We start from the raw sequence: 15,470 nt of genomic DNA, 5'->3' as shown, positions 1-15,470 counted from the left end.
CATTATTACTATTTGTTATACCCGCGTTCTGTGCTTGAATTAAATGATATAATGTTTTTATAATCAATATGGTATCGATGTTTTATTTGAGGTATTGTTTAGGTAATATTTTTCCTTTTCCGGAATTTCAGTCTATTCCGGTCCATACTGATTCCTATTTCCGGGAATAAAACACCACCTGTGCAGGCGTTGTCAGATAAGCAACAGCGAACGACCCACTTTTGTATTGCCAGCCGGCATGGTGCCGCCGGGTTAAAATGAAAGTTTATGTTGAACGCGATATCCTGGCAGCAATATCTCACTGCCATCTTACTCCTGAGCATGGCCTGGTACGCCTATGTCGCCCTGCGCTATTACCGCAAAGAACTTGCCGCCTGGTTAAAGATCAGGCCAGCCATTCAAACCGCCGTGCCGCCGGTGGCCAATAAACTGAATGTTGTCATGGGCGCGGCTAAGCCTGACGCCGATACCGGCCTTTACCCCGCAGAGGAACTGGTCTTTGCGGCTCCGGAGCCCGACGATATCAGTGACCAAACGTTGCCCAAAGGCCCCGCCGATGACCTGCTTGAAGAAGCCAAAGTGCTCGTGGACGCCTACAGTGAAAACGACAACAAAACAGAGTTCCTTTCCCTCTTTAAACTATTACTTGATAAATACGAAGTCTTTGCCGACGAGATCAGCCTGCCTGCTGTCATCAATTCGCTCCAGGCTTTCGCGGGCAGTAAACTTCCCTTTAAAATCCAGGCCAATGAATGGCCCTTAACATTTGCATCATGAAAAAGACAACAGCAATCATCGCGCTGCTATTGATAGCGACAGCAGCTATGGCCCAGGATGGCAACGCCGGTATTAACGAGGCCACCAGCCAGGTTAAAAGTTATTTCTCCACCGGCACTAACCTGATGTACGCTATTGGAGCCATTGTCGGCTTGGTCGGCGCGATAAAGGTTTACAAAAAGTGGAATGACGGGGAACACGATACCGGCAAGGTCGCCTCCAGTTGGTTTGGGAGCTGTATTTTTTTGGTCGTAGTCGCTACCGTTCTCAAATCATTTTTTGGCGTATGAATTACCAGATCAACAAGGGCATTAACCGTCCGATCGAGTTCAAGGGGCTCAAGGCGCAATACATCGGCTATTTAGGCGGAGGCCTGGTGGCGCTGCTCGTTTTGTTCGCTATTCTTTATCTGACCGGTATGGCCATTTACCTGTGTATCCTCATCATAGCAGGCTTAGGCAGCATTCTATTTTACAAAGTATTCGATCTGAGCCATCAATTCGGTGAACACGGGCTGATGAAGAGAAATGCCCGCCGGTACGTGCCCGATTATTTAAGATTCAAAACCAGGAGGCTGTTTTATGAAAAACGCTGAACAAGTATTCCCGATCTACAAGGTCGAACACGATACCTTGTTATCCATGCAGGGTGAGTTAAGTGTCGCTTACGAAATGCGCCTGCCCGAATTGTTTACGCTGTCGAATGATGAATATATGGCTTTTCACCAGACCTGGGTAAAAGCGATCAAACTCCTGCCCAGGAACAGCGTTTTTCATAAGCAGGATTGGTTCGTGGAAACCGCTTACCAGGCCACATTCGACGACAAAACCTTTCTGAGCCATGCCAGCGAACGCTTTTTTAACGAACGCCCCTACCTCGCACACCATTGCCATATCATCCTCACTAAAAGGCCCGAGAACTACAAACCCGTCAGCAGTGCCGCCAGCAGTTTGCTGCGCAAACGCCTGACCCCGGCCCAAAGTACCGACGCGGAATTATTCCGCGATTTCCTGGATAGCGCGGGCCAGTTCAAACGGGTGATGGAAGACAGCGGCCTGGTGACCATGCGCCGTTTGGGCGATAACGATCTGGCCGGTACACTGGTCACGCCCGGCATTTTAGAACAATATTGTTTCCTGCTCAGTCCCGATGACGAACCGGAGTTGAAAGACATTCATCTGAAAGACGAATTACGGATCGGCGATAACCGCTGCCAGCTTTATACATTGGCCGAAGCCGAAAACCTGCCTGCCTTATGCGGGCCGCGCATTACTTACGACCAATACAGTACCGATAAAACCAAGTTCAGTACCGGCTTTGCCACCCCGGTCGGTGCCCTGCTGAACTGCAACCATATTTACAACCAGTATCTATTTATTGAAGACAGTGCCAAAACCCTTAAAAAACTGGAAGCCAAAAAGCTGCGCCTGCAATCGCTCTCGGCCTACTCCCGCGAAAACGCAATCGGCCGTGATGCCACCCAGGAGTTCTTGAACGAAGCGATCAGCCAGCAACGGCTTCCGGTTAAGGCACATTTCAACATCCTGGCCTGGACGGCCGATAAAGCACAGTTGAAAGACGTCAAAAACAAAGTCAGCTCGGCGCTGGCCCAACTGGACGCGCAGCCCAAACAGGAAACGGATGGCGCCCCGCAGATCTGGTGGGCGGGCCTGCCCGGCAACGCGGGCAACTTCCCGATGAACGACACTTTCGATACGTTCGCCGAGCAGGCCGCCTGCTTTTTCAACCTGGAAACCAACTACCGAAGCAGCCTTTCACCCTGCGGTATCCGGCTCGGCGACCGGTTGAGCGGCAACCCGCTGCATGTCGACCTGAGTGATGAGCCGATGAAAAACGGTATCACAACTAATCGTAACAAGTTCATTTTAGGGCCGTCCGGCAGCGGAAAATCTTTTTTTACCAACCATTTGCTGCGCAGCTATTATGAGCAGGACGCGCATATCGTGTTGGTCGATGTCGGCCATAGCTATGAAGGCCTTTGTGAATTTGTGGACGGCTATTATTTCACCTATAGTGAAGACAGCCCCATCAGTTTCAATCCTTTTTACGTGGGTGAAGGCGACCTGCTGGATACCGAAAAACGGGAAAGCATCAAAGCCATGATCCTGGCGCTCTGGAAAAAAGAAGACGAAGGCGTGCAGCGTTCCGAATATATCGCGATCTCCGATGCGCTGTTCCATTACTACCAGTCTGACCCCGAGTTCGCCTGCTTCAATTCTTTCTACGAGTTTTTGCAAGGGCCTTTTTACCAGACCATGAAGGCAAGTAAAGTGAAAGATGAACATTTCGACATCGACAATTTATTGTTCGTATTGCGGCCCTATTATAAAGGCGGTGAATATGATTACCTGCTCAATGCGACAGAAAACCTCGATCTGCTGCACCGCCGCTTTATCGTATTTGAACTGGACAATATCAAAGACCACCCGATCCTGTTCCCGGTGGTGACACTCATCATCATGGAAACCTTCGTGAGTAAAATGCGCAAACTATCCAAGGAAACGCGTAAAATGATCCTGATCGAGGAAGCCTGGAAAGCCATCGCACGCGAAGGCATGGCCGAATACATTAAGTATTTGTTCAAAACGGTAAGGAAGTATTTCGGCGAAGCGCTGGTGGTTACCCAGGACATTGAAGATATCATCAGTTCGCCTGTCGTCAAACAGGCCATTATCAATAACAGCGATTGCAAGATATTACTGGATCAGTGCAAGTACCAAAATGACTTTCCAAAAATCCAGCAACTACTGGGTATCACCGATAAAGAAACCGCGCTCATTATGAGTATGAACCGGGCCAATGATGAACGCTATAAATACAAGGAAGTATTTATCAGTTTGAACGGCCAGCTTTCGAGGGTTTATCGTACGGAAGTAAGCCGGGAAGAATACTGGACCTATACCACGGAATCAGCTGAAAAAGCCAAAGTCAAAGCTTACAAAAAGAAATACGGCGATATCCGCAAAGCCATTGCGGTTATCGTTCAGGAAGAACAACAAACTAAAAATAACGCCGCATGAAAAAGTTATTGATCGGATGCATTGGATTGCTGTCAGCCGCATTATTTGCGGGCTGCGAACGTGAAAGCCACGACGGGACTTATGTTGCCAGTTGGAAGAATGAATTCTCCTTGGCGGATGATACCATCATTATCAAAAAAGATATCGTTACAAAGCGCACTGGTTATCGTAAGATCAGAAATGGTCAATTGAAACCGAAAGAGTGGAGTGTAGAACGATGGATTTTCAACGACCCTAATAGCCCAATTATCGAATTGGGAGATCGCCAGATCGCCATCGGATCAACTATCTATAAGCAGATTAACAAATGAAAAAATTAATTATCATCATCATAGTGATGCTGACCTGCTATAGTAGCAGGTCAGATGCTCAGATACCGATTGCTGAAGCTGTCAAGCTTGTGGTAAAAAAAGTAATCAAAGCCATCGACCTGAAGGTACAACGCATGCAAAATAATACCATCTGGCTACAGAATGCGCAAAAAGCATTGGAGAACGAACTGTCCAGGTTCAGGTTGAACGAGATCTCCGATTGGTCCGAAAAGCAGCGTTCACTCTATGATGAATACTACCGGGAACTATGGCAAATCAAATCCACCATTGCTTATTACCAGCGCATTAAGGACCTTACACTACAACAAGTGGCCCTGGTTGGAGAATATCAGCGGGCCTGGAAGCTTTTTCAATCGGATAAACATTTCCGTATCGAAGAGATCAATGAAATGCAGCGGGTTTACCTGGGCCTTTTGGATGCCTCCGCCAAGAACCTCGACCAGATCATGCTGGTCGTCAACCCCGGTAAAACCCAGATGACCGACCAGCAGCGGCTGGAAGCCATCAACCAGGCCGGTGACCGGCTGGACGAAAATTACAGCGACCTGAAACAATATAATAACCAGAATATGATCCTCAGCCTGCACCGGAGTAAGGATTTAAACGAAGTACAAACCATCAAAAACTATTATGGCATCCGTTGAACAGATTTTGAAACAGGCAACCCGCCTCCCCCCAAAAGCGAAGACACTGATCGCTTTTATTTTGGTATTGGCGGCAATGAGCCATTGCGCCCGGGCCCAAACTTTCGCAGAGTGGTTCAGCCAGAAGAAAACGCAAAAAAAATATTTGCTGCAGCAGATCGCTGCCTTGCAAATGTATAGCGGCTACCTGCAAAAAGGCTACCATATCGCTAAAGGCGGTCTGGGTTCCATCGGTAACTATATCGGCAATGAATATGGCTTACACAGCAGCTATTATGCTCACCTGAAAACTGTCAGCGTTCCGGTCAGCGATAACCCACAGGTAAAGGATATCCTTCGCTGGCAACAGGATATTTTAGCGCAAACATCGGCCATCAAAAGTCAGCAGGGCCTTACCGTTAACGAAAGGAGCTACCTCGGCAGCGTTTGTGCCGCTTTATTAAATGACTGTGATACCCGTTTAAACGACCTGCAAACGGTGCTGGCGGATCAAAAAACTGAAATGAGCGATGAGGAACGCATCCGGCAGATCGCACGCCTGCACGCTGCCATGGAGGATAATTACCGTTTTGCAGCTGCCTGTAGCAGCCAGATTAAAGTCTATGTGCTGCAAAAGCAGCAGGGTAAAAATGAAGTAATCACTTTAAATCGTTTGTATGAAAAGGATTAACACACTCAGGCGCTGTGGCGCCGTATTGATTTTGATGCTGATTTTTTGCATCAAGGCCAACGCCCAAAGCGATGAATTACAGCAATTACTACTGAATATCGAAAAACTGACCCAATTCAAAGCGATCCTGTCGGATATGAAAAAAGGCTACCAGATCTACCAGCAAGGCTACGGTACCATTTCCAATTTATCGAAAGGCAATTTTGACCTGCATAACATTTACCTGACGGGTCTAATGGCGGTCAATCCCGCAGTGCGCAATAACCCCAGGGTCGGCCAGATCATGAGCCAGCAAAACGATCTGCTCAGCGAGTATCAGCGTTATGCCAGTTTGTTCCGGCTAAGCGGAACATTCAGCAACAGTGAACTTACTTATATCAATAATGTGTTCAGCCAGTTGGTGAGGCAAAGCGATGCCAATATCGATGACTTGTCCAGTGTCACAACCGCTGGAAAACTGCGCATGTCTGATGATGACCGCCTGCGGGCGATTGACCGCATTTATAACAGCAGTTCCGACCAGTTACAGTTCCTGCGTTTCTTTAACCGGCAGGCAGTGATGCTGAGTTTGCAGCGGAGCAAGGACCTGAATGATACGCGAACGCTTAAGCGGCTTTACAAGATAAACTAAAACGAATTTTATGAAAAAGAAGCTTTTATTAAGCGCCGTACTGGCGCTGACGGGGATCTTCATTCCTCTATTTTCCAGGGCGGACGGGCTGGCAGATGATATTCACGGATTGCAAAGCGTGCTGGATAACGTCTATACCGAAATGCTCCCGATGTGCAGCCAGTTGATCGGCGTGGCCCGTGGTATTGCCGGGTTCGGTGCACTCTGGTATATCGCCGCACGTGTGTGGCGGCATTTGGCCAGTGCCGAACCGGTTGACTTTTACCCCTTAATGCGCCCCTTTGCTTTAGGTATGGCCATCCTGCTATTCCCGACCGTGATCGCAGTGATCAACGGTGTCATGAACCCGGTGGTAACCGCCACAGGCGGTATGGTCAAGAATTCAGATGCGGCTATCGCCCAATTGCTGGCGCAGAAAGAAGCTGCTATTGAAAAAACAGATGCCTGGCAGGTATACGTCGGTGAAAGCGGTGAAGGCGACAGAGATAAATGGTATAAATACACCCATCCAAATGATAAAGAAGGCAATAATGATAAACTCTTAAAGAGCCTTGGCAATGATGTCAAATTCGCCATGGATAAAGCCAGCTATAACTTCCGCAACAGCGTCAAGCAATGGATGTCTGAGCTATTGCAGGTGATCTATGAAGCAGCCGCGCTTTGTATCAACACCATCCGGACCTTTTATCTGGTCGTATTGGCCATTCTCGGCCCATTGGTATTCGGTCTTTCCGTCTTTGACGGCTTCCAGCATACGCTGACGACCTGGCTTGCGAAATATCTGAATGTGTTTTTATGGCTACCCGTCGCCAATATTTTCGGCAGTATCATCGGGAAAGTACAGGAAAATATGCTGAAACTGGATATTCAGCAAGTACAAAGCGCGGGTGATACTTTTTTTAGTTCGACCGATACGGCCTACCTCATTTTTCTTTTGATCGGCATAGTCGGCTATTTTACGGTACCTGCCGTTGCGGGCTATATTATCAATCCCGGTGGCGGTAACGGTTTACTAAATAAAGTCACCAACCTGACATCGATCAGCCTGAGTTCGGTGAAATCTGCTACCTCTGCCACCGGTGAAAGAATGGCCGAAGGCGCTAAAAACATCATCAATACACCAGGGTACATCGCCGACGGCTACCGCTCGGCCGGCTCCAACGATGTGCAGGCAGAAAAATTAAATGGCAACCCTAAAAAATAATCATCATGTTCACACACCTCAGAAATATCGAAACCGCTTTCCAGCAGAATAAACGCATCGTCGCCCTGGTGATATTAACCAGCGCCCTGATATCCGTCAACGCCATCTATTTCGCCTTTGCCGCTTACCAGAAAGCGTCAGCGCATATCTATGTACTGGCCAACGGTAAGGCGCTGGAAGCCATCGCCGCAGACCGGAAAGACAATATACCCGTCGAAGCCCGCGACCACATCAGGATGTTCCATCATTATTTTTTCACACTTGATCCCGATGAAAAAGTTATCGAAAGCAATATCAGCAAGGCCTTATACCTCGCTGATGAAAGCGCACGTAACCAGTATAATGGACTGAAGGAGAAAAGCTATTACAATAACCTCATTTCCGGAAACATCAGCCAGTCCATAGCGGTCGACAGTATCCAGTTGAACATGAACAGTTATCCGTATGCTTTCAAATGCTTCGCAACTGAAAAGCTGATCCGCGCCACATCCACCATCAATAAACTACTGGTTACGCAGGGTTACCTGCGTAATGTCAGCCGTTCGGATAATAATCCACACGGATTCCTGATCGAACATTGGGAAACCATCGCTAACCGTGACACCACCATCAATAACCCATGATACGCCGCTACATCTACCGGCTCAATGACTGGTTCAACACCCGTGGAGACTGGACACAAGTTACGCTGTACTTCGGTTTTTGCCTGGTATTCCTGTGCCTGCTGGCGCTGAGCATCCGCTACAGCCATTTCGATGCGCAAATTAAACCGATTCCGGTACCGCAACATATCGGCCAGCCATCCGGGCCGCAGTTAAAAGATTCATTAACCCTTAAAAAACACTGATATGGAAAAGCAACGAAAATTCCTTCTGGTATTGCCGCTATTGGTGATCCCTTTCCTGACCATGGCCTTCTGGGCTTTGGGCGGCGGCAAAGCCGGCAGCCGGCCCCTGGTCAACAACAAAGGCCTCGACACCGACCTGCCCGAAGCGCAATTTAAAGCGCAGGATAAAACCGATAAAATGGCGGTTTACCAGGCTGCCCAGCATGATTCGACGCAAGACGGCGTAAGCCCGGCCTTTTTAAAGTCGATGGGCCTGGATAAAGCAACCCCACAAAAGACCGATTCCGCAGCCACGCCGGACGATCAGGCGAAAAAGATACAGGCGAAACTGGCACAATTGAATAAACAATTAAGCCAGCCGCAGCAAGAACACCAGCAAACGGCCAGCTACGAAGAACCGGAGCCGCAGCAAGTAAAGCAGCTTAAAAAAATGATGCGGAACATGAATGGCGGCAGCAACGCGCCCGATCCCGAAATGCAGCAATTGAATAAAATGCTGGACAAGATACAGGCCATACAAAACCCCGCCACGGTAAAACAAAAAGCAGCAATAACAGAACCGGCCAAACCCTTCCGGGCGATACCTGCTGTTATCGATGGCAAACAAAAGGTAATGGATGGCGGCGCTGTCAAACTGAAACTGACGGACACCGTAACCCTGAAAAACCAGTTCTTATCCAAAGGACAGGAAATCTTCGGCGTTTGCGAGGTCACTAACCAGCGTTTACTGCTGACCATTCAAAACATCCGGCTGGATAAGCAGATCATCCCGGTCAACCTTACGGTATTCAGCCTGGACGGTATGCCCGGTATACCGGCACCGGAAGCTGAACTTGGCGGCGCGGCAGGCAATGGCGCTGATAACGCGATCCAAAGCATGCAGTTCCTGACCATGGACCAAAGCCTCGGCGCGCAAGCGGCTGCCGGAGGCATCAACGCGGCCAAAGGCTTATTCAGCAAAAAGATAAAAAAGATCAAAGTCAGGCTAACAGACGAATACCCTGTCCTTTTAAAAATCAATCGTTAATTAAATCAAGTACTATGAACACAGAAAATTTAAGCTACCTGCAAAAGCAATTGCTGAACCTGGGGTTTGGTGAGAAGCTCAATGACGAACTGGAGAAAAATATCAAATCCGGCAAGAAGGAATTTACCCTCGATAAGACACAGGAGTATAACAAGCAAAGCGTGGACTACACCCTCCACTACAAAGCCGGCGACCAGAATGATATGTATTTCTTCAATAGATACGATGCTTCACTCAGGGATAAAGAAATGCAGCAAACCTTTTATATCAATAAAGGCAGCGGCATTACCGCTAAAGAAGCTTATAACTTAATAGAAGGACGGGCGGTTCACAAGCAGTTAGAGAACCTTGAAGGGGAAAAATACAATGCCTGGATCATCATTGACAAGGAAAACAAAACCGAAAACGGTAATTACAAACTACGGCCATTTACTGATGGCTGGAACTACAAGCCTGAACGGGCCGTTGACAAATTGGACATCGTCGGCATTAATGAGGACGGAGCCCGTGAAAAGCTGATGAAGTCATTGGAGAAAGGCAATCGTCACCAGGTTACCGCGATGAAGGATGGCAAGGAAGTCAAATTATTTATAGAGGCCAATCCCGCCGAACATCGCATTAACCTGACAAACTGGAAAGGCGAAGCGCAGCAGCTAGAGCATTATAAAAAGCCGGAATTGAAGGCAGATCATAAAAAAGACCAAAAACAAGCGCAGAACCAGGAGAATGAGCGTGCAAAACAGCAGTCCAGTAAACGGGGCCCAAAAATGAGTGTATAAATTGTAGATTTGCAATACTAATGACTGGCGATCGCCGGTCAATTGTGATAAGGTTTAGGTTGAAGGTCGCCGGCGGCGAGCGCGAGGGCACTGAAAAAGTGGCTATTTATCAAAAGAGGTTGTTTTCAAAATTGAAAACAACCTCTTTTTCGTTGGCGTATTCGGGTAGGTTGGTAGAGAGTGATTTCGTACAGACGATTCTCAGCGCCTCCATTTTATCTGTAAAAGTACCCTTTTGATTTTAAAGGACTTTTTCAGTGCCCTCGGCGAGCGCTTCGGGGACTTTTATGAGAAACCTGATACAGCTTAAACTATGCTTTGGTGAAAATTTTCCACTAGTAGTCTTTCCATTTCTATCACATTCAAATTTGAATGTAAAAAAGGAGGGAGGCAGGTCAAAATAACTGCTCTCAAGTTTATACCTTCAATTATACCCTGTTGCGTAATAATTAATGTGCGGGCAAAGCGATGTCGTTTAAGAAAAATCAGATATATGCTTAGGTGGTCATTCTCGTAAAGTCAGTCCTGCAGTACGTTTTAAAATGTAAGGGTATTGCTTTAATCGTATCCCGAATAATTTAAAGAAAAGCGTTTTAAGCTATTATTGAATCTCTTCCGGGGCTTCTAAATACCTGGAAGGTATAGTGTTGCATTCTGCTTCAAACATCTTTACAAAATACTTCTGGCTTTTGAAAGCCTACTTTATAGCAGATTTGCGAGATCGTTAAATTCCCAGTTTCAAGAAGTTGAACAGCGCACTACAATCTCGTTGATCTAACCAATTCATTAGGGCTTTTGCCTGTCATCGACAGTTTTTTTTGTATGGGGTATACCTGCTTACAAAAACGTCGTTACTTAGCTCCTCAACATTCCGCCTGAATCAGGTGGTCAATATCAGCGGAATATACACGTCATTGTTTCCGCTGAAAACCGCCCTGTCGCCGGTTGAACGGTTACAACCTCTTACCATATTATTTTTTATCGCAAACTAAGAACACCACACCTCTTGCGGGTACATTAACCGTTATTCCGCCGCTGGTTCCTGATGAGTTTGCAGCAAGCGTAGCATAACCAGCCGGACCACCAACATCGCCGGCCGGGCCGTTGTTGTTAACAGTAACTTTGCCGGAGTATGATCCATTATCTGTACCACCTTTTAAGCTATAGTAGTAGTAACTTGAACCGGTATAGTAATTTTTGAAATTGATACTAACTATCTGGTCGGTGCCACTTTTATTCACCAGTGTAACACCGGCTTCGCCCGATGTGAATGAAGATGCATAACTAACAATATCGGTACTGCCCGTAACTGTTGAACTGATCATCCTGTCGCCAAAGTATTTTTGAAAATAATACAGGTAGTAGAATGCAGGCCGCGGGGTAAAGTTTGCAGTGCCATCCTGTTTGAAAGTAAATAAACCATGATCGTTACCATCGCTGCCTCCATTAGCCAAATCCCAGCGGCAGGCCATGCTTACCTGGTTTTTAATTAACTCGCCCAGTACCAAAACAGCATGTACTCCATTCACGTAAGACACCTGCTGTCTTGAACCCGAAGCAAATATATTCCACTCGTCCATCGCAATGGGCTTTTGAGTGACACCAGCCTTTTGAACGGAATTATTAACCCAACTTAACATCGAAGCTGTAACTGCCGATGGTGTTGCCAGGATAACGTCGGGCGTTGAATTTTGATTAAAAGGCGTATAATAATTATGCACCACAAAAAAATCGGGCGATGAGCCGGCAGCAGATAATACGCCCGAATTCCAGTTTTGCACCCCTACCGAATTGTTTTGGTCATCTCCGTCGGTAAGTACAATACCTATTTTAATGGTGGTGCCTATATCGCTGGCAGCTTTACGCATCGAATCGGCAAAAATCTTAAAATGGGTTCCGTATAGCTGTCCTGTCAAAATTTCGGGCTGGCCATCCTTATTCTTTGATACATCAATGCGATACCCGGCTTCCCAGTTGCCAAAATTTTCGTTGCCAACCTCCCATAATTGGGTTCGCCCTTTATCATTCCTAACCCATTGGGCGGCGTAATGCGCGGCAGTTTCAACCGGGTTATCGCTTAACCCATAACGGGCGTACCCATAATTTACGGTGATTATATCGGTGCTATTGGTTTTTTGTAACAGCGAATAGTAATTGCTAAGACTTATCGACCAGCTATCGGCTACCATACCACTCCAATACCCACTGGTAGGATCGGCACTGCCATCGGCCTTTAATAGTTGGGCAGGCACATCTGCAGGTTTACCGCCCGCAGGCAGATCATAAAAATAAACATCAGATAAACTGCCCCCCGGCGCCCTGATAATATTAGGCGATAGATTAGTAATGTTTTTTACCAGGCCGGCATCAGTATATTGACCGGTAAATGGATTCATATTATTGCCAAACAAGTTTTTTGAAACTTTTGACACCACTTGTGCAAAATCCGCGGTTACAGTTATTGAAGATGCGGTTGGCTTAGCCACATTTTGCGTAGCCGGCTTTGTAAATGTTTTAGCTTGCCAGCTATCTAAAAAAAAACCTTGCGAAACCGCGATGCCAGGGTCGGTTGGTGATATAATTGGGCCTGTTGCCCCACCGTTTCCTGTATCAACAGCTGTTGTGTCAGTTTTTTTATCCTTTTTGCATGCCGTTAAAGTTATAAGGGCCAATAATATTGTAAATACACTATTTATTATTACTCTCATTTTCCTGTTTTTTACCATCGCGGTATTTATTGGGCCTTTTTTGTTTGCCTTTAGTTTTGTATAAATTAAGCTACTGATGCTTTTAAGCTAACGTGCGGACCATGCGTAAAGCTTGCAACCATATAGGTTGATCTGAACTCGTTGGGTGTAAATTGTTTTTTGCGTTTAAAAATCCTGTTAAAATTGGATATGTTGTTGAACCCACACTCATAGGCTATCTCGGCTACCGTAGTGGTGGAGTCAATGAGCATCCGCGTGGCATGTCCTAACCTTATTTCGTTTAAGCTATCGGTAAAAGTTTTGCCGGTACGCTTTTTTATAAACCTACTGAACGATGCTTCGGGCATGTGAACAACGCGGGCAACCTCGGCAAGGGAAACCTTGCGGTTGTAGTTGCTATTCATATGCTCAAATACTTTTTCGATACGACGGCTGTTATGGTAAAATTTCTGGTTAATAAAGCTCGGATCCGACAGGGTTTTCATATCTGCCGAAGTTGAGAGTTCGTGCAATATGGATAGCAATTCTAAAACCGATGTAAAGCCGCTTTGCTTATTCAGCGCCAGGAGCCGGTTTTTAACCGCCAGAATTGTTTTGGGCGAGAAAAGAACCCCCAGCGGCGCACGCTGCAGCATTCCCTTTAAAAAACTAAGCTGGTTACGCTGTAAAAACTTCTCGTCAAAAAGGTCTTTATGAAACTGGATAACAATCTCGGTTATCTGCTGGCTTTTGCACTCGTTGGTAAACCAGCCATGATAAAGGCCGGGGCCTACCATTACCAGTTCCAAATCGTCAATTACATCTATATGTCCGCCAACAACGCGTTTGGCCCCTTTAGCGTTTAAAACCAAATGAAGCTCATAATCGTCATGGTAATGAAGCTGGCCTTCAAAATTATTATCAACCTTCGCAAAAACAGTAAAGCAATCGCCTGCTGTCAGCGGGGTATTTTCGCGCATTACATTGCTTGTCGTCATAAAATAATCTGTATCACAAAATTCAAAAACAAGTTAGTTAGGCTAAGTAGCTATATAAGATGGTTACTTTATGGCAGGCTGTTCAATTAGCTCTTTAGCTGCAACATCATCTGCTATCATGGTACCCGAGGCGTTACCCATCGCAATCAAAACTTTAAAACTTACGGCCCTTTGGGGTATTTTAATCACTTTGGTGTAAAGCGTCCATTGCTGGTCGCCGGTTAGGCGGGCAATATTGTCGCCGCCATTTATTTCTTTATCATTGCTATCCAAAAAAGCAACGCTAAACAGGGCTCCTTCCCAATCATTTTTGCCTTTAACAACATTTAAGGTTTTTAGCCAGGCGCTAAATTCAATGGCTGTAGCTTTTTTAGGAATCCGGACGGTTTGGTCAATACCCACCCACTTATCGGTATTGGTGGTTACAATGGCGCAGCTGTTTTTGCCGCTTTTAATATTCCATGGGGTAACCTGCCCGCCACCATTATTCCAGCCGTAAAAATCATCTTCAAAGCCGCCGTTGGTTAACAGATTTTTTTGCGCGTTGGCTTTTAACATCAGCAATATCAAACCCATGCTGAATATTATTTTAATCGCTTTCATCAGTCAAATGAATTTAAAATATCGTCGCCAGGTTTATCCTGGCGACGATATTGATTAAGCCTGTTATTTTACATCTACAAGGCCAACATCATCCATACTGAAAGTAGATGAGTTGCCGCTGAATTCCTGGAAAACCAGGGCGGTGATACTTGAAGGTACCGGATTACCAGCGTCGGCCCAGTTAGCAATTGGAATTTGATAATCAGTCCATTTGCCTTCTGTCAGCGTTATCTGCACAGCGGTGTTAAAATTGTAATTGAGTACCAGGTGTATATTTTTACCTGTAGTGCCCTTGCCGCCAAATATTGAAAACTTAAGAGCAGTATTGGCACCAACACTGTTTCCGCTGCCAGGCTGTATTACATAACCATCGTACCCGCCGGTATAGCTGTACGTCCTGGATTTTGTCCCTCTCCTGAAATTGGTATTATCATCTTTCGGTCCGCCACCCCAGCCATAATCGCTCCAGCCGTTTTCGTACCCGTCTTCAAAAATTGCTGTGTTGAAACCAAATATTGAATTGGTTTGTTTGGCCGACGAAACGTTGTTGGATAATAAGCTTGTGCCCGAAGTTACAACCGGTCCTGTACCTACACCACCGCCTTTAGTAGCTGATGTGGTGACCAATAGATGTGCAGCAGTTACGCCTGATGGCACTTTTATGGTTATTACAGTAGGCGATTTGGTAAGTACCGTAGCCGGTACCGTACCAAATGCCACACTGGTAAGGCCATTGAATGTTGTACCTGTGATGGTGATAACATCGCCGGCGTTGCCTGCAAGCTGGCTAACCGAAGTTATGTCAGGGACAGGCTGTTCAATTATAAAAGGGGTACTAACTTTTCCGTGGGCAGTAACAACAGTAAGTACATTACTTGTGGTGTCGTTGCTAAACGGCACCGTGGCAGGTACTGAAAACTGAAGCGTGGTGTTTGATGAATAAGCTATGTTAAAGTATATAGAAACACCATTAATATAAATAGCTTTAGTTGTGCTTAAATTATCACCTATCACTGCATATAAGGTTCCTATACTCCCGTCGGTTGTAGTTGAGTCAAAAGCAGTAACGGTTTGCGAAGTTTGGGTGCTTTTATAAACCGTGCGTATCCTGGTTATAACCGGAGGGCCATCTCCACCGCTATCATGTTTTTTACAGGAACTGATACTGAATACCACCACGAGCGAAAGTATGCAGTAAGAAAATATCGATTTTAAATTTTTCATAGCTGT

General features: G+C 46.2%; 17 protein-coding genes. 13 read left to right on the top strand and 4 right to left on the bottom strand.

All coding sequences use genetic code 11. The features are described 5' to 3' along the window. Nucleotides 1-267 precede the first annotated feature (267 nt). From PQ469_RS14300 to PQ469_RS14240, 13 genes are read left to right on the top strand one after another with little or no spacing between them, the layout of a single operon-like run. Entirely contained in the window at nucleotides 268-777 is a 510-nt protein-coding gene (locus PQ469_RS14300; protein ID WP_274213569.1) for a hypothetical protein, read from the top strand. Continuing rightward, entirely contained in the window at nucleotides 774-1,067 is a 294-nt protein-coding gene (locus PQ469_RS14295; protein WP_274213568.1) for a DUF4134 domain-containing protein, read from the top strand. Before PQ469_RS14300 ends, PQ469_RS14295 begins: the two co-directional genes overlap by 4 nt. Next, nucleotides 1,064-1,372, top strand: coding sequence for a DUF4133 domain-containing protein (locus PQ469_RS14290; protein WP_274213567.1), 309 nt, complete (start codon nucleotides 1,064-1,066; stop codon nucleotides 1,370-1,372). The genes PQ469_RS14295 and PQ469_RS14290 overlap by 4 nt, the downstream gene beginning before the upstream one ends. After that, complete coding sequence (locus PQ469_RS14285) at nucleotides 1,359-3,818, top strand: TraG family conjugative transposon ATPase (protein ID WP_274213566.1); 2,460 nt, start codon at nucleotides 1,359-1,361, stop codon at nucleotides 3,816-3,818. The genes PQ469_RS14290 and PQ469_RS14285 overlap by 14 nt, the downstream gene beginning before the upstream one ends. Then, nucleotides 3,815-4,129, top strand: coding sequence for a hypothetical protein (locus PQ469_RS14280; protein ID WP_274213565.1), 315 nt, complete (start codon nucleotides 3,815-3,817; stop codon nucleotides 4,127-4,129). The genes PQ469_RS14285 and PQ469_RS14280 overlap by 4 nt, the downstream gene beginning before the upstream one ends. Further along, a complete protein-coding gene (locus PQ469_RS14275; protein ID WP_274213564.1) occupies nucleotides 4,126-4,794 on the top strand; it encodes a conjugal transfer protein TraI in 669 nt (222 codons plus the stop codon). The genes PQ469_RS14280 and PQ469_RS14275 overlap by 4 nt, the downstream gene beginning before the upstream one ends. Beyond that, a complete protein-coding gene (locus tag PQ469_RS14270) occupies nucleotides 4,781-5,464 on the top strand; it encodes a hypothetical protein (RefSeq protein WP_274213563.1) in 684 nt (227 codons plus the stop codon). The genes PQ469_RS14275 and PQ469_RS14270 overlap by 14 nt, the downstream gene beginning before the upstream one ends. Continuing rightward, nucleotides 5,451-6,095 (top strand): TerB family tellurite resistance protein, encoded by a 645-nt coding sequence (locus tag PQ469_RS14265; protein WP_274213562.1) that lies wholly within the window; start codon nucleotides 5,451-5,453, stop codon nucleotides 6,093-6,095. The genes PQ469_RS14270 and PQ469_RS14265 overlap by 14 nt, the downstream gene beginning before the upstream one ends. 10 nt (nucleotides 6,096-6,105) lie before the next feature. Then, complete coding sequence (traJ, locus tag PQ469_RS14260) at nucleotides 6,106-7,299, top strand: conjugative transposon protein TraJ (RefSeq protein WP_274213561.1); 1,194 nt, start codon at nucleotides 6,106-6,108, stop codon at nucleotides 7,297-7,299. Between the two features lie 5 nt (nucleotides 7,300-7,304). Then, nucleotides 7,305-7,922, top strand: coding sequence for a conjugative transposon protein TraK (gene traK / locus PQ469_RS14255; RefSeq protein ID WP_274213560.1), 618 nt, complete (start codon nucleotides 7,305-7,307; stop codon nucleotides 7,920-7,922). Further along, nucleotides 7,919-8,146, top strand: a complete 228-nt coding sequence (locus PQ469_RS14250) for a hypothetical protein (protein ID WP_274213559.1) — start codon at nucleotides 7,919-7,921, stop codon at nucleotides 8,144-8,146. The genes traK and PQ469_RS14250 overlap by 4 nt, the downstream gene beginning before the upstream one ends. A gap of 1 nt (nucleotide 8,147) precedes the next feature. Continuing rightward, nucleotides 8,148-9,173, top strand: coding sequence for a conjugative transposon protein TraM (locus PQ469_RS14245; protein ID WP_274213558.1), 1,026 nt, complete (start codon nucleotides 8,148-8,150; stop codon nucleotides 9,171-9,173). A 14-nt stretch (nucleotides 9,174-9,187) separates the two neighbouring features. Then, complete coding sequence (locus PQ469_RS14240) at nucleotides 9,188-9,952, top strand: hypothetical protein (RefSeq protein WP_274213557.1); 765 nt, start codon at nucleotides 9,188-9,190, stop codon at nucleotides 9,950-9,952. Nucleotides 9,953-10,923: 971 nt separating this feature from the next. Here PQ469_RS14240 and PQ469_RS14235 read toward each other — a convergent pair. The 4 genes from PQ469_RS14235 to PQ469_RS14220 form a co-directional block, all read right to left on the bottom strand. Continuing rightward, the gene (locus PQ469_RS14235) at nucleotides 10,924-12,660 is read right to left on the bottom strand and encodes an alpha-L-arabinofuranosidase (RefSeq protein WP_274213556.1); all 1,737 of its coding nucleotides are present in this window, start codon (nucleotides 12,658-12,660) and stop codon (nucleotides 10,924-10,926) included. Between the two features lie 65 nt (nucleotides 12,661-12,725). Further along, nucleotides 12,726-13,637: an AraC family transcriptional regulator gene (locus PQ469_RS14230; protein ID WP_274213555.1), complete on the bottom strand. Its 912-nt coding sequence runs from the start codon at nucleotides 13,635-13,637 to the stop codon at nucleotides 12,726-12,728. 63 nt (nucleotides 13,638-13,700) lie between these two features. Then, nucleotides 13,701-14,240 carry a carbohydrate binding domain-containing protein gene (locus PQ469_RS14225; protein ID WP_274213554.1) on the bottom strand — a complete coding sequence of 180 codons (540 nt, stop codon included), beginning with the start codon at nucleotides 14,238-14,240 and terminating at the stop codon, nucleotides 13,701-13,703. Between the two features lie 63 nt (nucleotides 14,241-14,303). Beyond that, complete coding sequence (locus PQ469_RS14220; RefSeq protein ID WP_274213553.1) at nucleotides 14,304-15,464, bottom strand: IPT/TIG domain-containing protein; 1,161 nt, start codon at nucleotides 15,462-15,464, stop codon at nucleotides 14,304-14,306. Between the last annotated feature and the right edge of the window lie 6 nt (nucleotides 15,465-15,470).

This window comes from Mucilaginibacter sp. KACC 22773 (assembly GCF_028736215.1).
Lineage (GTDB): Bacteria > Bacteroidota > Bacteroidia > Sphingobacteriales > Sphingobacteriaceae > Mucilaginibacter.
This window is presented reverse-complemented; position numbering and strand designations above follow the sequence as displayed.